Below are 17,029 nucleotides of genomic sequence, written 5' to 3' on the forward strand. Positions count from 1 at the left end.
GGGTTCCGCGTGAACGCTCATCCGAAAGCCGCCTTACCCGGACCGGACCGGGATCACCACGGCGGAGAACCCCCGCGCGCTCCCGCACGCGGGTGACGCCCGTGAGCACCGTGCAGGGCGACGGCGGCGCGCAGCTCCGGCGGCGCCTCCAGCACCGGGTGCTCAGCGCCTGGCGCGCCGCGGGCAGCCCCTCCCACCGGGAGCTGGTTGCCCGCGGCGTGCGCCCGGCCATGCTCCCCGAGCTGCTGCGGGGCGGTCGCCCCACCTGGCAGCACACCTTCGCCGTCCTCGACGCCTGCGGGGTCGGCCAGGACGAGATCCTGCGCTGGCGCCGCGCGCTGGAGGCCGCGGAGCGGGGAACGGCACCACCAGACCGATGTCTCCTGCCCGAGCGGGCGGGAGCGCTGAGCGGAGGAGTTCCACCGAGCATGAGCGACACCGACGCCGGGCCGGTCGACCCGCTGGCGCTGGCGACCGCCGCCGTGACCGCCAAGCAGTACAACCAGGCGCTCGACGCGCTGCGCCGGTCGTGCGAGCTGTCCTACCAGGAGATCTCCGACAACACCGGCAGGGCGCTGCCCAAGAGCACCGCGCACAACCTCTGCACCCGCGACACCCTGCCCACGCGGGCCGAGCAGGTCGTCCAGTTCGTCCTCGGGTGCGGGCAGGACCGGGAGCAGGCCGCCCTGTGGATCGCCCGCTGGGAGGGGCTGCGCACGCGGCTGCGCCACGCCGAGATCCACCGCGCCCTCGGACCGCTGCCCCCGCCGGTCGGGGAAGCGCTTCCCGCCGGGAGCGCCGCGACCGCGGAGCCCGCGCCGCCCGACGCGGTCGGCCGGGTGTGCGGCTGGGTCACCAAGCTCCTGGCGCGCCCGAGGGGCGGGCGGTGAGCGTGGTCGACAAGGACGAGCGGGACCCGCTCCTGCCCCTGCGCACCGCCGTCGTCCTGATCGCCGCGCTGCTGTGCGGCGGCCTCGTCGGCGCCCTGGCCTACCTGGCCGGGGACAACCTGCCCGCCGCCACCATCGTCGGGCTGGCCGCGCTCGCCGGGGCCGTCGGGTTCTTCCACGGGCACATCGGGCGCGGGTGAGCCCCGGTGCGGGGGCGCGGCCCCGTGCGGCGCCCCCGCACCGCGTTTGAACGACCACCCGCGCGGTGAACACCCCGTGCATGGGGCTCTTGGACGTGCTCGACGAGCGGCTCGGCGACGGACTGGAGCGGGCTGTGCTGGCACACCACCGGCGCAGGCTCGGCAAGCTCGGGTGGGCGAGCGTGCTCGGCGGCGACGCCGGTTCGTGGAGCCCGCACCGCCAGGTCAGGGACGGCAACCTGGTGCGGGTGCTCATCGACGGGCGCGAGGGGCTGCCCGAGATCGACGCGGCCATCCGCGCCGCGCGCTCGCACGTCCACATCGCCAACTGGCACGCCAGCGCCGACTTCCGGCTCACCCGCGAACCCGGCTCGCCCCCGCTGCGCGACCTGCTCGCCGACGTCGCCGAGCGGGTCGACGTGCGGATGCTCGTGTGGGGCGGCCCGCCCGTGCCGCTGTTCGAGCCGACCCGCAAGCGCACCCGGCGGTCCACCGCCGAGTTCGAGCGGGACAGCCGGGTGCGCTGCCTGCTCGACACGCGCGAGCGCACCCTGCACTGCCACCACGAGAAGATCGTGGTCGTGGACGACGAGGTCGCCTTCGTCGGCGGCCTGGACTTCACCGCGCTCGACGGCGACCGGCACGACACCACCGACCACCCGCCGCGCGAGCCCGTGGGGTGGCACGACCTCGCCGCCCGGATCGAGGGGCCCGCCGTCGCCGACGTCGCCGAGCACTTCCGGCAGCGCTGGCAGGAGATCGCCCGCGAGGAGCTGCCCGAGCCGCGCGTGCCCGCCGCGAAGGGCGGCGCCAGCGTGCAGATCGCGCGCACCGTGCCCGAGCGCACCTACGACTTCGCCCCGCGCGGCGACTTCAGCCTCGCCGACGCCTACCTGCGCGGCCTGCGCTCCGCCGAGCGGCTCGTCTACCTGGAGAACCAGTTCCTCTGGTCGCCCGAGGTCGTCGAGATCCTCATCGACAAGCTGCGCACCCCGCCCGACCCGCGCTTCCGCGTCGTGCTCGTGCTGCCCCGCAAGCCCAGCAACGGCGCCGACACCACGCGCGGCCAGCTCGGCAGGCTCCTGGACGCCGACGACGGCAACGGCCGCCTGGTCGCCGCCACGCTCGCCGCCCACGACGGCAGCCCGGTCTACGTGCACGCCAAGCTGGCGATCGTGGACGACCGCTGGCTCACCCTCGGCTCGGCCAACCTCAACGAGCACTCGCTGTTCAACGACACCGAGGTCAACCTCGTCACCGACGACCCGGACCTGGCCCGCGACACCCGGCTGCGGCTGTGGGCCGAGCACCTCGGGCTGGCCGAGTCCGAGGTGGACGGACCGCCCGACGAGGTCGTGGACCGGCTCTGGCGCGCCGCGCTCGACCACGACGCGGGCCGCGCGGGCGAGCACCGCGCGGTGCGCCTGCCCGGCGTGTCCCGCCGCTCCGAACGACTCCAGGGACCGCTGCGCGGACTGCTCGTCGACGGCTGAGCGGGAGGAACCGGGCCCTACTTGTTCGCCGCGTCCAGCCGCTTCAGCGCCGCCTTGACCACCTCGGTGTCGTACGTGGTCCAGAACGGCGGCAGCGACGCGCGCAGGAAACCGCCGTAGCGCGCCGTCGCCAGCCTCGGGTCCAGCACCGCCACCACGCCCTTGTCGTTCATCGACCGCAGCAACCGCCCCGCGCCCTGCGCCAGCAGCAGCGCCGCGTGCGTGGCCGACACGGTCAGGAACCCGTTGCCGCCCCTGGAGTCCACGGCCTTCTGCCGCGCCGACGCCAGCGGGTCGTCCGGCCTGGGGAACGGGATGCGGTCCATCACCACCAGCTGCAGCGAGGGGCCGGGCACGTCCACGCCCTGCCACAGCGACAGCGTGCCGAACAGGCACGTCCGCGCGTCCTCGGCGAACCGCTTCACCAGCTGCCCGGTCTGGTCGTCGCCCTGGCACAGCACCGGGAAGTCCACCCGCCCGCGCAGCGCCTCGGTCGCCGCCTTCGCCGCGCGCATCGAGGAGAACAGCCCCAGCGCGCGCCCGCCCGCCGCGTTCACCAGGCCCTCCAGCTCGTCCAGGTACGCGGGCGGCAGGCCGTCGCGACCGGGCGGGGGCAGGTGCCGCGCCACGTACAGGATGCCGCTGCTGCCGTGCTCGAACGGCGAGCCCACGTCCAGCCCGGTCCACCTCACCGCGCCCAGGTCCGACGGCGGCTCCTTGTCGGTGGCGGTCCCCGCTGCCTTCCCGCTGCCCTCGGCCTTCCGCGCCCCCGACGCCGCGGGCAGCCCCCACTGCCTGGCCAGCGTGTCGAACGTGCCGCCCAGGGTGAGCGTCGCCGACGTCAGCACCGTGGTGCGCTTGCCGAACAGCCGCTCCCGCAGCAGCCCGCCCACGCCCAGCGGCGCGACCCGCAGCACCGGCGCGCGGTTCCCGCCGAAGTCGCCGGACACCCACACCACGTCGTGCTCGTCGTCGAACGCCTCCAGCACCCGCACCGCGCAGTCGTGGATGTCGTCCAGCAGCGACAGCGCCAGCTTCCGCGCCGTCGAGCCCTCCACGTCCTCCTTGCGCTCGGGCCCGAGCGAGGTGATGCACACCCGCGCCGCGTCCCGCACCGCGGCCACCGTCGTGGCCAGCGCCTTCGGCAGCGACTCCAACCGCCCTGCGGGCGCGTCCTCCAGCAGCATCCCGAGCCCGTCACCGGCCTCGGCGAGCCGGTCCGCGACGGCCTGGTCGACGAGCTTGCCGCACCGCCGGGCCGCCGTCGTGATCGCCGCCGAGCCCAGCTCCTCGGTCGCCACGGAGGTGACCCGGTCGACCAGGTCGTGCGCCTCGTCGATCACGACCACGTCGTGGTCGGGCAGCACCTGGTAGCCCTCCAGGGCGTCGATGGCGAGCATCGCGTGGTTGGTGACCACGACGTCCGCCCGCCCCGCCTCGGCGCGGGCCTTCTCCGCGAAGCAGTCCGTGCCGATGGGGCACTTGCTCACGCCGAGGCACTCGCGCGCGGTGACCGACACCTGCTTCCACGCCTGGTCGGGCACGCCCGGCACCAGCTCGTCCCGGTCGCCGGTCTCGGTGTCGGAGGACCACTCGTGCAGCCGCTTCACCTCGCGGCCGAGCTTGGACACCGCGAACGGGTCGAACAGCGCGGCGTCCTCGGGCTCGTCCGGGGCGCCGCTGTGCAGGCGGTGCATGCAGAGGTAGTTGCGCCTGCCCTTGAGGATCGCGAAGCGCGGCTCCCGGCCCAGCTCCTTGCGCAGCGCCTTCGCCAGGCGCGGCAGGTCCCGGTCCACGAGCTGGCGCTGCAGGGCGATCGTCGCGGTCGAGATGACGACGGTGCTCTCCTCGGCGACGGCGTGCCGCAGCGCGGGGACCAGGTAGGCCAGCGACTTGCCGGTGCCGGTGCCCGCCTGGACGGCGAGGTGCTCGCCGGTGCGGATGGACCGCTCGACGGCGAGCGCCATGTCCACCTGCCCCTCGCGCTCGGCTCCGCCCACGGCCTTCACGGCGATGGCCAGGAGCGCGCGGGTGTCGGGGACGGTGGTGATGGCGGGGGGCACGGCGAAGACCGTACCGGGCGGCACCGACGGTCCGGGGCGGTCCGGGGCGGTCCGCCGGGGGCGGGGTGGTGAGGGGAGGGTCACGGTAGGAGTGAGCAGGGGGTCCAGCCTCGTCGCCGACCCCGAGCTCACGCCCGCCTGCTCACTCCCGGTCGATCACTTCCGGTTGACCAGCGCCCAGGTCGCGGGCAGCAGGCCCGCGGCCAGCGCGGTCTTGATCGCGTCGCCGATCAGGAACGGCACGACGCCCGCGGCCAGCGCCGCGCCCAGGCCCATGCCCGTCGCGGCCATCAGCCACGGCACGCCGAACGCGTAGATCGCCAGGTTGCCCAGCGCCATCGTGCCCGCCGTGCGCAGCGGGGTGCGGTCGCCGCCGCGCGCGGCCAGGTAGCCGACCAGGGAGCCGGCGAACACGAAGCCGACGACGTAGCCCAGCGACGGGGGCGTGCCGTAGGACGCGCCCTGGAACCAGGGCACACCGGCCATGCCCGCCACCAGGTAGAGCAGCATCGACGCCGAGCCGCGCCGCCAGCCCAGCGCCGCGCCGACGAGCAGCGCCGCGAACGTCTGGCCGGTGATCGGGACCGGGCTGCCGGGGACGGGCAGCGCGATCTGCGCGGCGACGCCGGTCAGCCCGGCGCCCGCGACGACGAGCGCGATGTCGCGGGCCAGCGCGCCGGGGACCAGATCGGCGAGCACGGCCCTGCGGCCGGGAACGGCGAACACGGACACGGGGACCTCCAGGGTTGGTGGGACTCACCGGGAGGTTAATCGCGCACGACCCGTTCGGCGCTGGTCGGACCCTACAAAGTCAGCCGCCCGCCGCAGTCCGCGCCCGCCAACCGGCACCGTCGTCCCGGCGGGTGGTCACCGACCGGCGCCCGGCGGTTCGGTGTTCCGCCGGGTCTTGGTCCACCCGTCGCGCCCGCTCGCCAGCCGCGCCGCCGCCCGCCACGACGTCAGGTAGAAGGTGTAGATGTACAGCCCGTAGCCGAACCCGTACCCGAGCGAGCGCCAGAACCCGGTGCCCGGCTCGCAGCGCGCCCGGTACACCGGCCCCCACAGCACGAACGGCACCAGCCCGAACACCCCGTACACCGCGAACAGCAGCCACGCGCCGCCGGTGAACCACGCCCACACCGCGCCCGGCGCGAGCACCGCCTGGTGGGCGAGCAGCAGCAGCGGGATCGGGTAGACGAGGGTGCCGAGCAGCTGCATCCACGGCTGCGCCAGGTAGTAGGTCAGCTCCGCCGCGCCCAGCGTGGACAGGTGCGGCGAGTCCCAGACGCGCCGCAGGTAGCGGGCGCACTGCATCGTCCCCTGGCCCCACCGGGTGCGCTGCGCCAGGAACCGCCGCAGGCTGTACAGGCCCTCCTGCCGCACGTGCGTGCCGGTGGTGAACGCGGTCCGCCAGCCCGCCGTGAGCAGGTGCACGCCCAGCTCGAAGTCCTCCAGCAGCGACCCGCGCCACGGCCCGGCCGGACCGGCCACCGAGTCCAGCGCGGACAGCCGGGTGAACTGGCCGTTGCCACCCAGCGAGATCGTGCCGGTGACGCCCCTGGACAGCTGGATCGCGGCGATCGCGGTCCGGAACTCCAGGTCCTGCATCCGCACCAGCCCGGCCCCGAACGCCCGCCGCCAGCGCGGGACGCCCTCCTGGCGCACCCCGGTGTTGACCATGCGCACGTCCACTTGGACCGCGCCGACCTCGGGCGAGCCGAACAGCCCTGGGGCCGCGCACACCTCGAGGCAGTTCGCGGCGGGCCTGCCGTCGGCGTCCACCACGACCACCACGACCCGGCCCGCGTCCAGGTCGCCGCGCCCCGCCAGCCACGCCCGCAGCGCCCGGTAGCCCGCGTTCAGCGCGTCGCCCTTGCCGGTGCGCGCGGACGGCGCCCGCCTGCGCACCAGCCGCACCGCCGGGTCCGCCTCCGCCAGCGCGCGCACCACCTCGGCCGTGCCGTCCGCCGAGTCGTCGTCGACCACCCACACCCGTGCGGCCGGGAACGTGGCGCGCAGGTACCGCACCGTCCCGCCGATCACCGCGGCCTCGTCCAGGCAGGGCAGCAGGAAGTGCCAGTCGAACCCGGCCGGGTCGCCGGACGGCGCCTGCCTGCGCCGCAGGTACGGCACCACGATCACGCCCACGTACACCAGGAACGCCACGCTCATGGTCAGCGCGAGCGCCTGGGTGAACCCCAGCAGCGCGTCCAGGCTCACCGGCGCGTCGCCAGCCAGGTGAAGGCCACCAGCGCGGCGGCCCCGCCGAACACGCTCACCAGCGACCCGAGCAGCGTGTGGCCCCAGTAGTAGCCGTCCGCCACGCCCAGCAGGCGCACCAGGCCGACCATGAGCAGCACCCGCGCCTGGTTCACCAGCACCACCGCGCCGCCCGCGACGGCCAGCGCCAGCAGCACGCTCCGGGTGATCCGGGGCCGCAGCGCGACCATCACCGCGCCGACCACCAGCAGCGGGACCACCAGGAACGCCGAGGTGCACTCCGGGGTCATCCGCAGGCCGAGCGGCGCGTCGGTGCCGAGGCCGAAGTAGACGGTCTGCCGGTGCGCGGCCACCTCCACCCCGTCCTCGCTGATCAGGCCGAGCAGCGCGCCCGCCAGGGTGATCTCGGCGGCCCGGTACGCCGTGTGCGCGAGCACCAGCGCCGCCGAGCCGCCGAGCAGGGCGGCCACGACCACCCGGTGGAGTCGCCCCGGTCGGGGGACAGCCAGCACCACGGAACCTCATCCCTTCCCGCACGTTCCTGCACGACCGGTCAGCGCTCGAATGAGCTACCGAATGGACATCGGACCGCGCGCAGTGCGACTGCACTCCCTGAACAGGTGACAAAGTGAGGCTAATTCGGAACTGAAATCCACCGTAGGTGCGAGGCTGTGGGCGATTCGAGTGGCCGCACTGGGCTTTTCCGGGCATCCCCCGTCAAGTGATCCCCGGAACAGCCGATAGGTGCAAATGCTCCCCCCAATCGATTCCCCGGACGGAGAAGGGAAATCCATGCGTGTCCGAACCCCGCACCGCCGTGTCCCGCGCCCCAGCGGGTTCGCCGGGCTGGTCGCGGTGGCCGCCCTCCTGATCAGCGCGACGCCCGCCTGGGCGGCGGCGGGCGACGCCTCCGCCTTCGGCGTGAAGCTCGACCTGTCGCTCCTGGGCAGCAGGGCCACCTCGGTCGGCCCGTTCGCCGCCGCCCACTCCGAGGACGGGCCGTTCACCAGCACGTTCAAGACCGTCGACGTCCCCGGCGCGCTCTCCACCGGCGTGCTCACCACCGACTCGGCGCGCGACGAGCGCTCCGGCGGCCTCGCCGCCCGAGCCAGCGTCGTCGACGTGCGGGTGGACCTGCTGGCCGCGCTCACCGGTTCCTGGTCCGCCGAGGCCGTGGAGGCTGAGTGCTCCTCCACCCAGGACGGCCTCACCGGGTCGGCCCGGCTGGTCGGGCTGGACGCGGGCACCCTGCGGACGCCCGCCACCGAGCCCGCCGCCAACACCACCGTCGACGTGGGCGCCCTCGGCGTCACCGTGGCGGAGCTGGTGCTCAACGAGCAGGTCCGCAACGCCGACGGCAGCCTCACCGTCAACGCGCTGCGCCTGCGCCTGCTCGACGGCGTCGTCGGCTCGCTCGGCAGCGGAGACCTGGTCATCTCGTCCACGACCTGCGGCGCCGCCGCGCTGCCCGTCCCGCTGGCCTCCGGCGCGGGCCTGTGGATCGGCGTCGGCGCGCTCGCGCTGGTCGTGCTGCCCGTCTCGTACGCGGCCACCCGCCGCCGCGCCCCGGAGGTGGTGTGAAGGTGTACCGGATGCCTGGCGCAGGGGTCGCCGTGGGAACGGGCGTGGGAACGCTCGCCGCGACCGGCGCCGATGTGACGTGGTGGGTCGTCGCGGGTGTCGCGCTGCTCGTCTCGGGGGTCCTGCTCCTTCGCAGGTCCCGCAGGCGGCACGCGCACCACGACGGCTGATCGCGAGCGGGGTCCCCGGCGACCCAACCCCCCGAGCGCCGGGGACCCCGTGCCCTGACAGGGAGTACGAGATGAAGGAAGTCCTGCTGCTGGCGGGCACCAGGCCGGAGGCGGTGAAGGTCGCCCCGGTCGCGTTGGAGCTGGCCTGTCACCGCGGGATCAGGCCGGTCATCGTGCACGGCGGGCAGCACGCGGACGTGGTCGAGCAGGCGCTGGCCGCGTTCGGGCTGGTCCCGGACGAGGTGCTGGACGTGCCGCGCGCCACCGGGACCCAGGCGGAGCTGCTGTCGCTGCTGGTGCCGGAGATCGACCGGGTGCTGCGGCGGCGCGCGCCCGCCGCCGTGCTGGTCCAGGGCGACACGACCACCGCGCTCGCGGGCGCGCTGGCCGCGTTCTGGCGCGGGGTGCCCGTGGCCCACCTGGAGGCGGGCCTGCGCACCGGCGAGCTGGCCAGCCCGTTCCCCGAGGAGGGGACCAGGCAGATGATCGCCCGCATCGCCGCGCTGCACCTGGCGCCCACCGACGACGCGGCCTGCGCGCTGCTCGGCGAGTCGCTGCCCGACGGGAACGTCGTGGTCACCGGGAACACGGTGGTGGACGCGGTGCAGCGGGTCGCCGCCGCCGACCTGCCCGCGCGCGACCCGGACCTGGCGGTGCTGGAGCGGGTGCTCGACGAGCACGGGCAGCGCCTGGTGCTGGTCACCGTGCACCGCCGCGAGTCCTGGGGCGAGCCGCTCGACCGGGTGCTGGGCGCGGTGCGCGGCATCGCCGACCGGCACCCGGACGTGCGGGTGCTGCTGCCCGCGCACCCGAACCCGGCGGTGCGCGCGCAGGTCGTCGCCGCGCTCGGCGGGCACCCGAGGATCGTGGTGACCGAGCCGCTGGACTACCCGGACCTGGTGCGGGCGCTGCGCAGGTCGGCGCTGGTGCTCACGGACTCCGGCGGCATCCAGGAGGAGGCGCCCTCGTTCGGGGTGCCGGTGCTGGTGCTGCGGGAGAGCACCGAGCGGATGGCGGCGGTGGACGCCGGGTGCGCGTGGCTGGTCGGCACCGACCCGACGCGCATCCTCGCCGAGGCGGGCTGGGCGCTGGGCGCGCGGCTGCGCCTGCCGCACAGCCGCAACCCGTTCGGTGACGGATTTGCCGCCATCAGGGTTCGAAAAGCACTGGAAAGGCTACTGGGAATTGCCCCGGTTCCCGTGCTTTCCGGTGCTCCGACCGTTCCTGCCATGCGCGTTCCGTAATCCCTCACCCGGCGGTGGAGAAAAAATCTCCCGGTCGAGTGAGAACAGGTCTGCCGGTGATACGAAAACAGCGGCCTGGTTCGATATCGGCCTCGAGGGGCGGAACACAGCAGAAGGGCTTTCGACATGAACCACACCTGGGCGCGCCGAGTCGGAGCTGTCACCGCGGCACTGGCCATGGGGCTGGTGTCCACCGCGGCTCCCGCGCTCGCGGACGACACCCCCGCGGGGGTCGCCGCGGTCGGCGTCGCCGACTACGTGGTGAACGGGCAGACCGTCACCACCGGGGTGCTCGCGCCCTGCTCCGTGGAGGGCGTGAAGGTCAACGCCTCGCTGCTCACGGTCCGGACCGGCGTCCGCTTCGGCCCCGGCTCCACCACCTGCACCACCAAGGTGGTCGACCCGGAGAACTACATCACCACCACCAAGTCCGAGGCGCTGGGCTCGCAGTTCGAGCTGTCCGCGCTGATGGACGCGGGCGGCCCCCGCCTCAAGATCGCCTCCTGGCAGCTCTCCTGCAGCGCCACCCAGGACGGCACCAGCGCCCAGTGGGGCATCAGCGGCCTGTCCGGCTTCACCGGCCTGCCGAGCCAGCTGACCGCCAACTACACCTACGACGTCAAGAAGGGCGCGAACCTGCTCGCCAAGGTCGTCTTCGGCGAGGTGACCACCCCGCCGGACGGCAGCATCACGATGAACCTGATGCGCGTGGAGTTCCAGCCCGCGTCGGGCGTCACCGGCGAGGTCGTCGTGGGCTCCACGGCCTGCTCGCCCACCCCCTGACGGCTCCCGGACGACGGCGGAGGCCGGGCGCTCGCCGAGCACCCGGCCTCCGGCCGTTCCAGGTCCCGCAGCCCCGAGCCCCGCAGTCCCGAGCCCCGCAGTCCCGAGCCCGCTGCCCCGAGCCATCGGGGCAGCCGCGCGGTCAGCCGACCGCGGGCTCCCCGTCCAGCTCGACCCCGGCGGCCCGCAGCTGCTCCAGCGCCGAGTCCACGGTCGGCCGCGCCACCCCGGCGGTCAGCCCGAGCAGCACCCGCGTGGCGAACCCGGCCGCCGCCGCGTCCAGCGCCGTCGCCCGCACGCAGTGGTCCGTGGCGATCCCCACCACGTCCACCCGCTCGACGCCGCGCTCGCGCAACCAGTCCACCAGGGACGCCCCGTCGCCTGCCGCGCCCTCGAACCCCGAGTACGCCGCCTCGTACGCGCCCTTGGAGAACACCGCCTCCACCCCGGTCACGTCCAGCTCCGGGTGGAACGAGGCCCCCGCCGTCCCGGCCACGCAGTGCACCGGCCACGAGTCCACGTAGTCCGGCGACTCGCTGAAGTGCCCGCCGGGGTCGACGTGGTAGTCCCGCGTCGCCACGACGTGGTCGTACCCACCGCCCCGCACGTGCGCGCTGATGGCCGAGGCCACCGCCGCGCCGCCCGCCACCGCGAGCGATCCCCCCTCGCAGAAGTCGTTCTGCACGTCCACCACGATCAGTGCCCTGCCCACAGCGCCCACCTCACAGGAAAGTCGTCGGGATCGCCGGATCGCCCTTCGACAGCTTCAGCCCCTCCCACGGCACGCTCACCAGCGCCGCGCGCAGTCGCTCCCGGCTGCGCTCCAGGGAGTTGACGCCCTCCACCAGCTCGCCGCCGCGCGCCAGCGCGACCTGCAGCGGCCGGTCGTGCTCCTGGGACTCAGGCTGCGCGCCGGGGCCGTGGACGACCTCCTCCAGCGCGGTGCCGGTCTCCTTGTGCCTGCGCAGCGCGCCCTTGCGCCCGCCGCGCGACTCCTTGTGGGAGCTGCGCTTGGCGACCGGGCGGCCGTCCACCTCGACCAGCTTGTAGACCATGCCCGCCGTGGGCGCGCCCGAGCCGGTCACCAGCGAGGTGCCCACGCCGTACGCGTCCACCGGCTCGGCCCGCAGCGCCGCGATCGAGTACTCGTCCAGGTCGCCGGACACCACGATCCGGGTCGACTTCGCGCCCAGCCCGTCGAGCTGGTCGCGCGCCTGCCTGGCCAGCACGCCCAGGTCGCCGGAGTCGATGCGCACCGCGCCCAGCCCCTGGCCCGCCACGCGCACGGCGGTCTCGATGCCGTTGGTGATGTCGTAGGTGTCGACCAGCAGCGTGGTGCCCGCGCCCAGCGCGTCGACCTGGCTGCGGAACGCGGCTTCCTCGTCGTCGTGCAGCAGCGTGAACGCGTGCGCGCAGGTGCCCGTGGTGGGGATGCCGTACCGGCGCCCGGCCTCCAGGTTGGACGTCGCGGTGAAGCCCGCCAGGTACGCGGCGCGCGCGGACGCGACCGCCGCCTCCTCGTGCGTGCGGCGCGAGCCCATCTCGATCATGCGGCGGCCGTTGGCGGCGCCCACCATGCGCGCGGCGGCCGAGGCGACCGCGCTGTCGTGGTTCAGGATCGACAGGGCCAGCGTCTCCAGCACCACGCCCACGCCGAACGGCGCGGTCACGGTCAGCACCGGGGAGCCGGGGAAGTACAGCTCGCCCTCGGGGTAGCCGTCGACGTCGCCGGTGAACTCGTAGTCGTTCAACCACGCGAGCGTCGCGTCGTCCACCACGCCGGTGCGCTCCAGCAGCTCCAGCTCGGCCGGGCCGAAGCGGAAGGACGTGATGGCGTCCAGCAGCCTGCCGGTGCCCGCGACCACGCCGTAGCGGCGGCCCTCGGGGAGCCTGCGGGCGAAGACCTCGAAGACGCACGGCCGGTCGGCGGTGCCGTCGCGCAGCGCCGCTGCCAGCATCGTCAACTCGTAGTGGTCGGTGAACAGCGCCGTGGACGACATGTCCAGAGCGTAGGCGCGGCCTCGGCGAACGCGCATTACCCGGCCCTATGGGCTCCACCACCCTCGCGAACATGACACCATTGGCGGTATGACCACGCCCGTCGAGCAGGAGCGGACGCAGGCAGAGCCGGTCGCGGAGGAGGGGGCGTCGGCCGACAGCCCCTGGATGACGCTCGTCTGGAACGACCCGGTGAACCTGATGTCCTACGTGACGTACGTGTTCCAGAAGGTCTTCGGCTACAGCAAGGACCACGCGACCAAGCTGATGATGGACGTGCACCACAAGGGCCGGGCGGTCGTGTCCTCCGGCGCCAAGGACAAGATGGAGGCCGACGTGGCGAAACTGCACGCCGCCGGTCTGTGGGCGACCATGCAGCGGTCGTCGTGAACCGCTGGCACCGCTCCGGCGAGCAGGTGGTGTGCCACCTGGACCGCCAGGAGGCCGCGGTCGTGCGCGGTCTGGTGAGCCAGATCCAGGACATGCTGCTGGCGCGCGCCGAGGAGGCGCCGCAGGACGAGCTGTCCGAGCTGACCGGCATCCGCACCGGGCCGTCCACGCCGCCCGACGACCTGATCCTGGGCAGGCTCCTGCCGGACTTCCACCGGCTGGACCTGGACGAGCACGAGGCGGGCGACGAGGACTCGGCGGCGGCGCTGCGCTCGCTGCACGAGCCCGCGCTCCTGGACGCCAAGACCGGGGTGGCCGCCGTCGTGCTGGACACGTGCCCGCCGGAGGGCGGCGACGTGCGGCTCGGGCCCGCGGAGGCGGAGGCGTGGCTGTCGGCGCTCAACGACGTGCGGCTCGCCCTGGGCACGGCGCTGGACGTGCAGGAGGACATGCCGGACGAGCTGCCCGAGGACGACCCGCGCTCCCCGCACCTCGGGGTCTACCACTGGTTGACCTGGGTGCAGGAGACGCTGGTCGAGGCGGTCATGGGGTGACGCGGCCCGTGCCGGGCCCGCCGCTGCTGGGCCGGTCCGGCGGCGCGGTCGTGCTGCTGGCCCCGGAGGGCGGTCTGGTGGCGGGGGCGGACGTGCGCGGCGCGCCCGTCGGCACCCGCGAGCTGGACCTGCTGGCGCCGGGCGCGCTGGTCGGGCGGGTGCACGCGGTGGTGCTGTCCCCGGCCGGGCTCGGCGCCGAGGAGGGCGTGCTGGCGTGGCTGGCCGAGCGCGGCCGGGGGTTCCGGGTCGGCGCGGGCGAGCACGAGGTCGTGCCGATCGTCCCCGCCCTCGCGGTCGGCTCCGGGCCGGGGGACCCGGCCTCGGGCCGCGCGGCCTGCGAGGCGGCCGGGCCGTGGACCGGGGACGCGCTGGCGCTGACCGGTCCGGTCGGGACGCCCGACCGCCGGGTGGCCGCCCTGCTGCTGGTGCGCGCGGCGCTCGACAAGGCCGGGTGCGGCCGGGTCGCCGCGTCCGCGCGCGACGGGCTGGTGCGCGCGGGGCTGGAACTGCCCTCGGCGGTGATCGCGGTCGCCACCGGCGAGGACACCGGGACCCCGCTCGACGCGCTGTGCGTCGACGCCACCGCCCGACTGCGCGCCGCAGCGCTCTGACCGCTGCCGCCCGACCGGGTGCCGCCTGACCGCTGCTGCCCGACCGCTGCTGCCTGACCGGGTGCCGCCCGACCGCTGCCGCCCGACCGCTGCTGCCGCCGTCAGCCCCCGCTTCGGGTGCCCGTGAGTTCGAGCCCGCCGCCGCCGGGTACCCCGCCCGCATGTTGCCGCTACTGCGCAAGTTCACCCGCCGCGTCGAGCGCAGCGAGGCGCTCGACCGCGCCGCCGCCGCCATCGCCGAGTTCATCCCGCCGCAGCTGCGCGACCACCGCGTCACCAACGTGCTGCGCGGCAAGTTCCTCGGCCACCCGCTGCACCCCATCGCGGTCATGCTGCCCATCGGCATGTACGCCGCCTCCTCGGTGCTCGACCTCGCGCCCGGCGAGTCCAAGGCCTCCCGCGCGCTGATCGGCATCGGCCTGGCGTCCACCCCGGTCGCCGTGGCCAGTGGGCTGGCCGAGTTCACCTCCCTGGAGAAGGACCAGCGCCGCGCCGCCGTCGCGCACCTGGCCTTCAACGGGGGCGCCACGCTCTGCTACCTCACCTCGTTCCGGCTGCGCGGCCACGGGTTCGGCGTGGTCGCCCGAGGCGTCTCGCTGATCGGCCTGACCCTGATCGGCGTCGGCGGCTACCTGGGCGGCCACCTCACCTACGCGCAGGGAGCGGGCGTCGGGCGCGAGGCCGGGGGCTGGGAGTTCTCACAGGTCGGGACGTCCACCGCCGCCCCGTAGGATGGACGCGTGCTGGTGATTCGCCGTGACCTGGTCGACGAGGTGGTCGCGCACGCCCGTCGCGACCACCCGGACGAGGCGTGCGGGATGCTCGCGGGCCCCGAGGGCTCCGACCGCCCCGAGCGGTTCGTCCCGATGGAGAACGCCGAGCGCTCCCCGACGTTCTACCGGTTCGACGCGGCCGAGCAGCTGCGCGTGCACCGGGAGATGGAGCGCGCGGACGAGGTGCCGGTGGTCATCTACCACTCGCACACCGCCACCGAGGCGTACCCGTCGCGGACCGACGTCTCCTACGCCCACGAGCCCGACGCCCACTACGTGCTGGTGTCCACCCGCGACCCGGAGCGCCACGAGCTGCGCTCGTACCGGATCGTCGACGGCGTGATCACCGAGGAGCCCGTGGAGGTCGTCGACTCCTACGCGCCCCAGACCACCGGCGCGGACGTCGCGCCCGACCGGACCTGACACCGGTCCCCGCAGCCGCACCACCCCGCCCGGTTCGCGTCGTCCCACGGAGGAAAGCAAGCATGGCCGTCACCGTCTCCATCCCCACCATCCTGCGCACGCACACCGGCGGGCAGAAGTCCGTCGAGGCGGAGGGCGCCACGCTCGCCGAGGTCATCGACGACCTGGAGGGCAACCACGGCGGCATCAAGGCCCGCCTGGTGAAGGAGGGCGCGCTGCACCGGTTCGTCAACGTCTACGTCAACGACGAGGACGTCCGCTTCTCCGGCGGCCTGGGAGCCGAGGTCAAGGACGGCGACAACGTCACGATCCTCCCGGCCGTCGCGGGCGGCTGATCCGGCCGTGGCGCGCTACGAGTCGCTGCTGGACGCGGTCGGCGGCACGCCCCTGGTGGGGCTGCCCCGGCTGTCGCCCACGCCGGAGGTCCGGCTGTGGGCCAAGCTGGAGGACCGCAACCCGACCGGTTCGATCAAGGACCGGCCCGCGCTGGCCATGATCGAGCGGGCCGAGCGGGACGGGGTCCTCACCCCCGGCTGCACCATCCTGGAGCCGACCTCCGGCAACACCGGCATCGCGCTCGCCGCCGCCGCCAAGCTCAAGGGCTACGGGCTGGTGTGCGTGATGCCGGAGAACACCTCGACCGAGCGCAAGCAGCTGCTCCAGGCCTACGGCGCGCGGATCGTGTTCTCCCCGGCGGCGGGCGGCTCGAACCAGGCCGTCGCCCGCGCGAAGGAGCTGGCCAAGGACCACCCGGACTGGGTGATGCTCTACCAGTACGGCAACCCGGCCAACGCCGACGCGCACTACCGGGGCACCGGCCCCGAGTTGCTGGCCGACCTGCCCACGCTCACCCACTTCGTGGCGGGCCTGGGCACCACGGGCACGCTCGTCGGCGTCGGCCGCTACCTGCGCGAGCACAAGCCCGACGCGCAGGTCATCGCCGCCGAGCCGCGCTACGGCGAGCTGGTCTACGGGCTGCGCAACCTCGACGAGGGGTTCGTGCCCGAGCTGTACGACGCCGCGGTGCTGACCGGCCGCTACTCGGTCGGCTCCTACGACGCGCTGCGCCGCACCCGGCAGCTGCTGGAGGTGGAGGGCATCTTCGCGGGCATCTCGACCGGCGCGATCCTGCACGCCGCCCTCGCCGCCGCCGAGAAGGCGGTCAAGCGCGGCGAGCGCGCGGACATCGCGTTCGTGGTGGCCGACGCCGGGTGGAAGTACCTGTCGACCGGCGCCTACGCGGGCACCCTGGACGAGGCCGCCGAACGCCTCGACGGGCACCTCTGGGCCTGAGCCCCCGGCCGCCCGCGCCCCGCGCGCGGGCGGCCCCGGCTTTCCCCGCCCCCGTCCGAGTCCTCTTCTCGGCGACTCCGCGCATCCCCGGCTGCCCGTTCCGGCGCCCCCTCACGACGCCACCCCCGCCATTCCACGTCATCCGTTCCGCGCACGCCGTTCCGCAGCGTGCACGGTCGGTTCCGCACAGCGGGTGCCTGCCGCAGGCGAACGGGCGATGTGACTGGACGGCCCCGGCCCCAGGGGCGTACCGCTGGGTGGAGCACCGGCGTCGCCGAGCCCGGACGGGGGGACCGTGAACCGCAACCCGCGCACGCCGCCACCCCCGCGCGCGCCTGCCCGG

The 17,029-nt window shown here is 74.7% G+C and carries 20 protein-coding genes; 14 read left to right on the forward strand and 6 right to left on the reverse strand.

Translation table 11 applies throughout. From position 1 onward, the window contains the following. Nucleotides 1–101 precede the first annotated feature (101 nt). The 3 genes from AMIR_RS04975 (at nucleotide 102) to AMIR_RS04985 (ending at nucleotide 2,583) form a co-directional block, all read left to right on the forward strand. A complete protein-coding gene (locus tag AMIR_RS04975) occupies nucleotides 102–890 on the forward strand; it encodes a hypothetical protein (protein WP_041836583.1) in 789 nt (262 codons plus the stop codon). After that, on the forward strand, nucleotides 887–1,090 hold the full coding sequence (locus tag AMIR_RS04980; RefSeq protein ID WP_143760641.1) for a hypothetical protein: 204 nt from the start codon (nucleotides 887–889) through the stop codon (nucleotides 1,088–1,090). Before AMIR_RS04975 ends, AMIR_RS04980 begins: the two co-directional genes overlap by 4 nt. An 80-nt stretch (nucleotides 1,091–1,170) precedes the next feature. Further along, a complete protein-coding gene (locus AMIR_RS04985; RefSeq protein ID WP_012783612.1) occupies nucleotides 1,171–2,583 on the forward strand; it encodes a phospholipase D-like domain-containing protein in 1,413 nt (470 codons plus the stop codon). A gap of 17 nt (nucleotides 2,584–2,600) precedes the next feature. Here AMIR_RS04985 and AMIR_RS04990 read toward each other — a convergent pair whose 3' ends face one another. From AMIR_RS04990 to xrtP, 4 genes are all read right to left on the reverse strand, one after another. Further along, complete coding sequence (locus AMIR_RS04990; RefSeq protein ID WP_012783613.1) at nucleotides 2,601–4,646, reverse strand: ATP-dependent DNA helicase; 2,046 nt, start codon at nucleotides 4,644–4,646, stop codon at nucleotides 2,601–2,603. A gap of 156 nt (nucleotides 4,647–4,802) precedes the next feature. After that, nucleotides 4,803–5,378 carry a biotin transporter BioY gene (locus tag AMIR_RS04995; RefSeq protein WP_012783614.1) on the reverse strand — a complete coding sequence of 192 codons (576 nt, stop codon included), beginning with the start codon at nucleotides 5,376–5,378 and terminating at the stop codon, nucleotides 4,803–4,805. Between the two features lie 135 nt (nucleotides 5,379–5,513). Continuing rightward, nucleotides 5,514–6,866 (reverse strand): XrtP-associated glycosyltransferase, encoded by a 1,353-nt coding sequence (locus AMIR_RS05000; RefSeq protein ID WP_012783615.1) that lies wholly within the window; start codon nucleotides 6,864–6,866, stop codon nucleotides 5,514–5,516. Next, nucleotides 6,863–7,378 carry an exosortase P gene (gene xrtP / locus AMIR_RS05005; RefSeq protein ID WP_012783616.1) on the reverse strand — a complete coding sequence of 172 codons (516 nt, stop codon included), beginning with the start codon at nucleotides 7,376–7,378 and terminating at the stop codon, nucleotides 6,863–6,865. The genes AMIR_RS05000 and xrtP overlap by 4 nt, the downstream gene beginning before the upstream one ends. A gap of 280 nt (nucleotides 7,379–7,658) precedes the next feature. Here xrtP and AMIR_RS05010 point away from each other — a divergent pair, with 280 nt between their 5' ends. From AMIR_RS05010 to AMIR_RS05025, 4 genes are all read left to right on the forward strand, one after another. Continuing rightward, nucleotides 7,659–8,447, forward strand: coding sequence for a choice-of-anchor protein CoaP (locus tag AMIR_RS05010; protein WP_012783617.1), 789 nt, complete (start codon nucleotides 7,659–7,661; stop codon nucleotides 8,445–8,447). A gap of 11 nt (nucleotides 8,448–8,458) precedes the next feature. Beyond that, the gene (locus tag AMIR_RS05015; protein WP_085945071.1) at nucleotides 8,459–8,617 is read left to right on the forward strand and encodes an LPXTG cell wall anchor domain-containing protein; all 159 of its coding nucleotides are present in this window, start codon (nucleotides 8,459–8,461) and stop codon (nucleotides 8,615–8,617) included. Between the two features lie 71 nt (nucleotides 8,618–8,688). Continuing rightward, nucleotides 8,689–9,861 carry a non-hydrolyzing UDP-N-acetylglucosamine 2-epimerase gene (wecB, locus tag AMIR_RS05020; RefSeq protein ID WP_012783619.1) on the forward strand — a complete coding sequence of 391 codons (1,173 nt, stop codon included), beginning with the start codon at nucleotides 8,689–8,691 and terminating at the stop codon, nucleotides 9,859–9,861. 126 nt (nucleotides 9,862–9,987) lie between these two features. Continuing rightward, nucleotides 9,988–10,644 carry a hypothetical protein gene (locus AMIR_RS05025; RefSeq protein WP_012783620.1) on the forward strand — a complete coding sequence of 219 codons (657 nt, stop codon included), beginning with the start codon at nucleotides 9,988–9,990 and terminating at the stop codon, nucleotides 10,642–10,644. 142 nt (nucleotides 10,645–10,786) lie between these two features. On the opposite strand, the gene AMIR_RS05030 is transcribed toward AMIR_RS05025, so the two are convergent. Together AMIR_RS05030 and AMIR_RS05035 are read right to left on the reverse strand one after the other, a co-directional pair. Beyond that, a complete protein-coding gene (locus AMIR_RS05030) occupies nucleotides 10,787–11,356 on the reverse strand; it encodes an isochorismatase family protein (RefSeq protein WP_012783621.1) in 570 nt (189 codons plus the stop codon). Between the two features lie 10 nt (nucleotides 11,357–11,366). After that, complete coding sequence (locus AMIR_RS05035; RefSeq protein ID WP_041836587.1) at nucleotides 11,367–12,644, reverse strand: nicotinate phosphoribosyltransferase; 1,278 nt, start codon at nucleotides 12,642–12,644, stop codon at nucleotides 11,367–11,369. Nucleotides 12,645–12,732: 88 nt separating this feature from the next. On the opposite strand from AMIR_RS05035, the gene clpS reads away from it, so the two are divergent. The 7 genes from clpS (at nucleotide 12,733) to AMIR_RS05070 (ending at nucleotide 16,686) form a co-directional block, all read left to right on the forward strand. Beyond that, nucleotides 12,733–13,032 carry an ATP-dependent Clp protease adapter ClpS gene (gene clpS / locus AMIR_RS05040; protein ID WP_012783623.1) on the forward strand — a complete coding sequence of 100 codons (300 nt, stop codon included), beginning with the start codon at nucleotides 12,733–12,735 and terminating at the stop codon, nucleotides 13,030–13,032. Beyond that, nucleotides 13,029–13,586 carry a DUF2017 domain-containing protein gene (locus AMIR_RS05045; RefSeq protein ID WP_012783624.1) on the forward strand — a complete coding sequence of 186 codons (558 nt, stop codon included), beginning with the start codon at nucleotides 13,029–13,031 and terminating at the stop codon, nucleotides 13,584–13,586. Before clpS ends, AMIR_RS05045 begins: the two co-directional genes overlap by 4 nt. After that, the gene (locus tag AMIR_RS05050; protein ID WP_012783625.1) at nucleotides 13,583–14,197 is read left to right on the forward strand and encodes a peptidase S58; all 615 of its coding nucleotides are present in this window, start codon (nucleotides 13,583–13,585) and stop codon (nucleotides 14,195–14,197) included. Before AMIR_RS05045 ends, AMIR_RS05050 begins: the two co-directional genes overlap by 4 nt. Nucleotides 14,198–14,358: 161 nt before the next feature. Further along, nucleotides 14,359–14,928 (forward strand): DUF2231 domain-containing protein, encoded by a 570-nt coding sequence (locus AMIR_RS05055; protein ID WP_012783626.1) that lies wholly within the window; start codon nucleotides 14,359–14,361, stop codon nucleotides 14,926–14,928. A 9-nt stretch (nucleotides 14,929–14,937) separates the two neighbouring features. Beyond that, the gene (locus AMIR_RS05060) at nucleotides 14,938–15,393 is read left to right on the forward strand and encodes a M67 family metallopeptidase (protein ID WP_012783627.1); all 456 of its coding nucleotides are present in this window, start codon (nucleotides 14,938–14,940) and stop codon (nucleotides 15,391–15,393) included. 62 nt (nucleotides 15,394–15,455) lie between these two features. Next, nucleotides 15,456–15,728: a MoaD/ThiS family protein gene (locus AMIR_RS05065; protein WP_012783628.1), complete on the forward strand. Its 273-nt coding sequence runs from the start codon at nucleotides 15,456–15,458 to the stop codon at nucleotides 15,726–15,728. 7 nt (nucleotides 15,729–15,735) lie between these two features. After that, nucleotides 15,736–16,686, forward strand: a complete 951-nt coding sequence (locus tag AMIR_RS05070; protein ID WP_012783629.1) for a PLP-dependent cysteine synthase family protein — start codon at nucleotides 15,736–15,738, stop codon at nucleotides 16,684–16,686. Nucleotides 16,687–17,029: the final 343 nt, after the last annotated feature.

It is taken from the genome of Actinosynnema mirum DSM 43827, from assembly GCF_000023245.1.
GTDB lineage: Bacteria > Actinomycetota > Actinomycetes > Mycobacteriales > Pseudonocardiaceae > Actinosynnema > Actinosynnema mirum.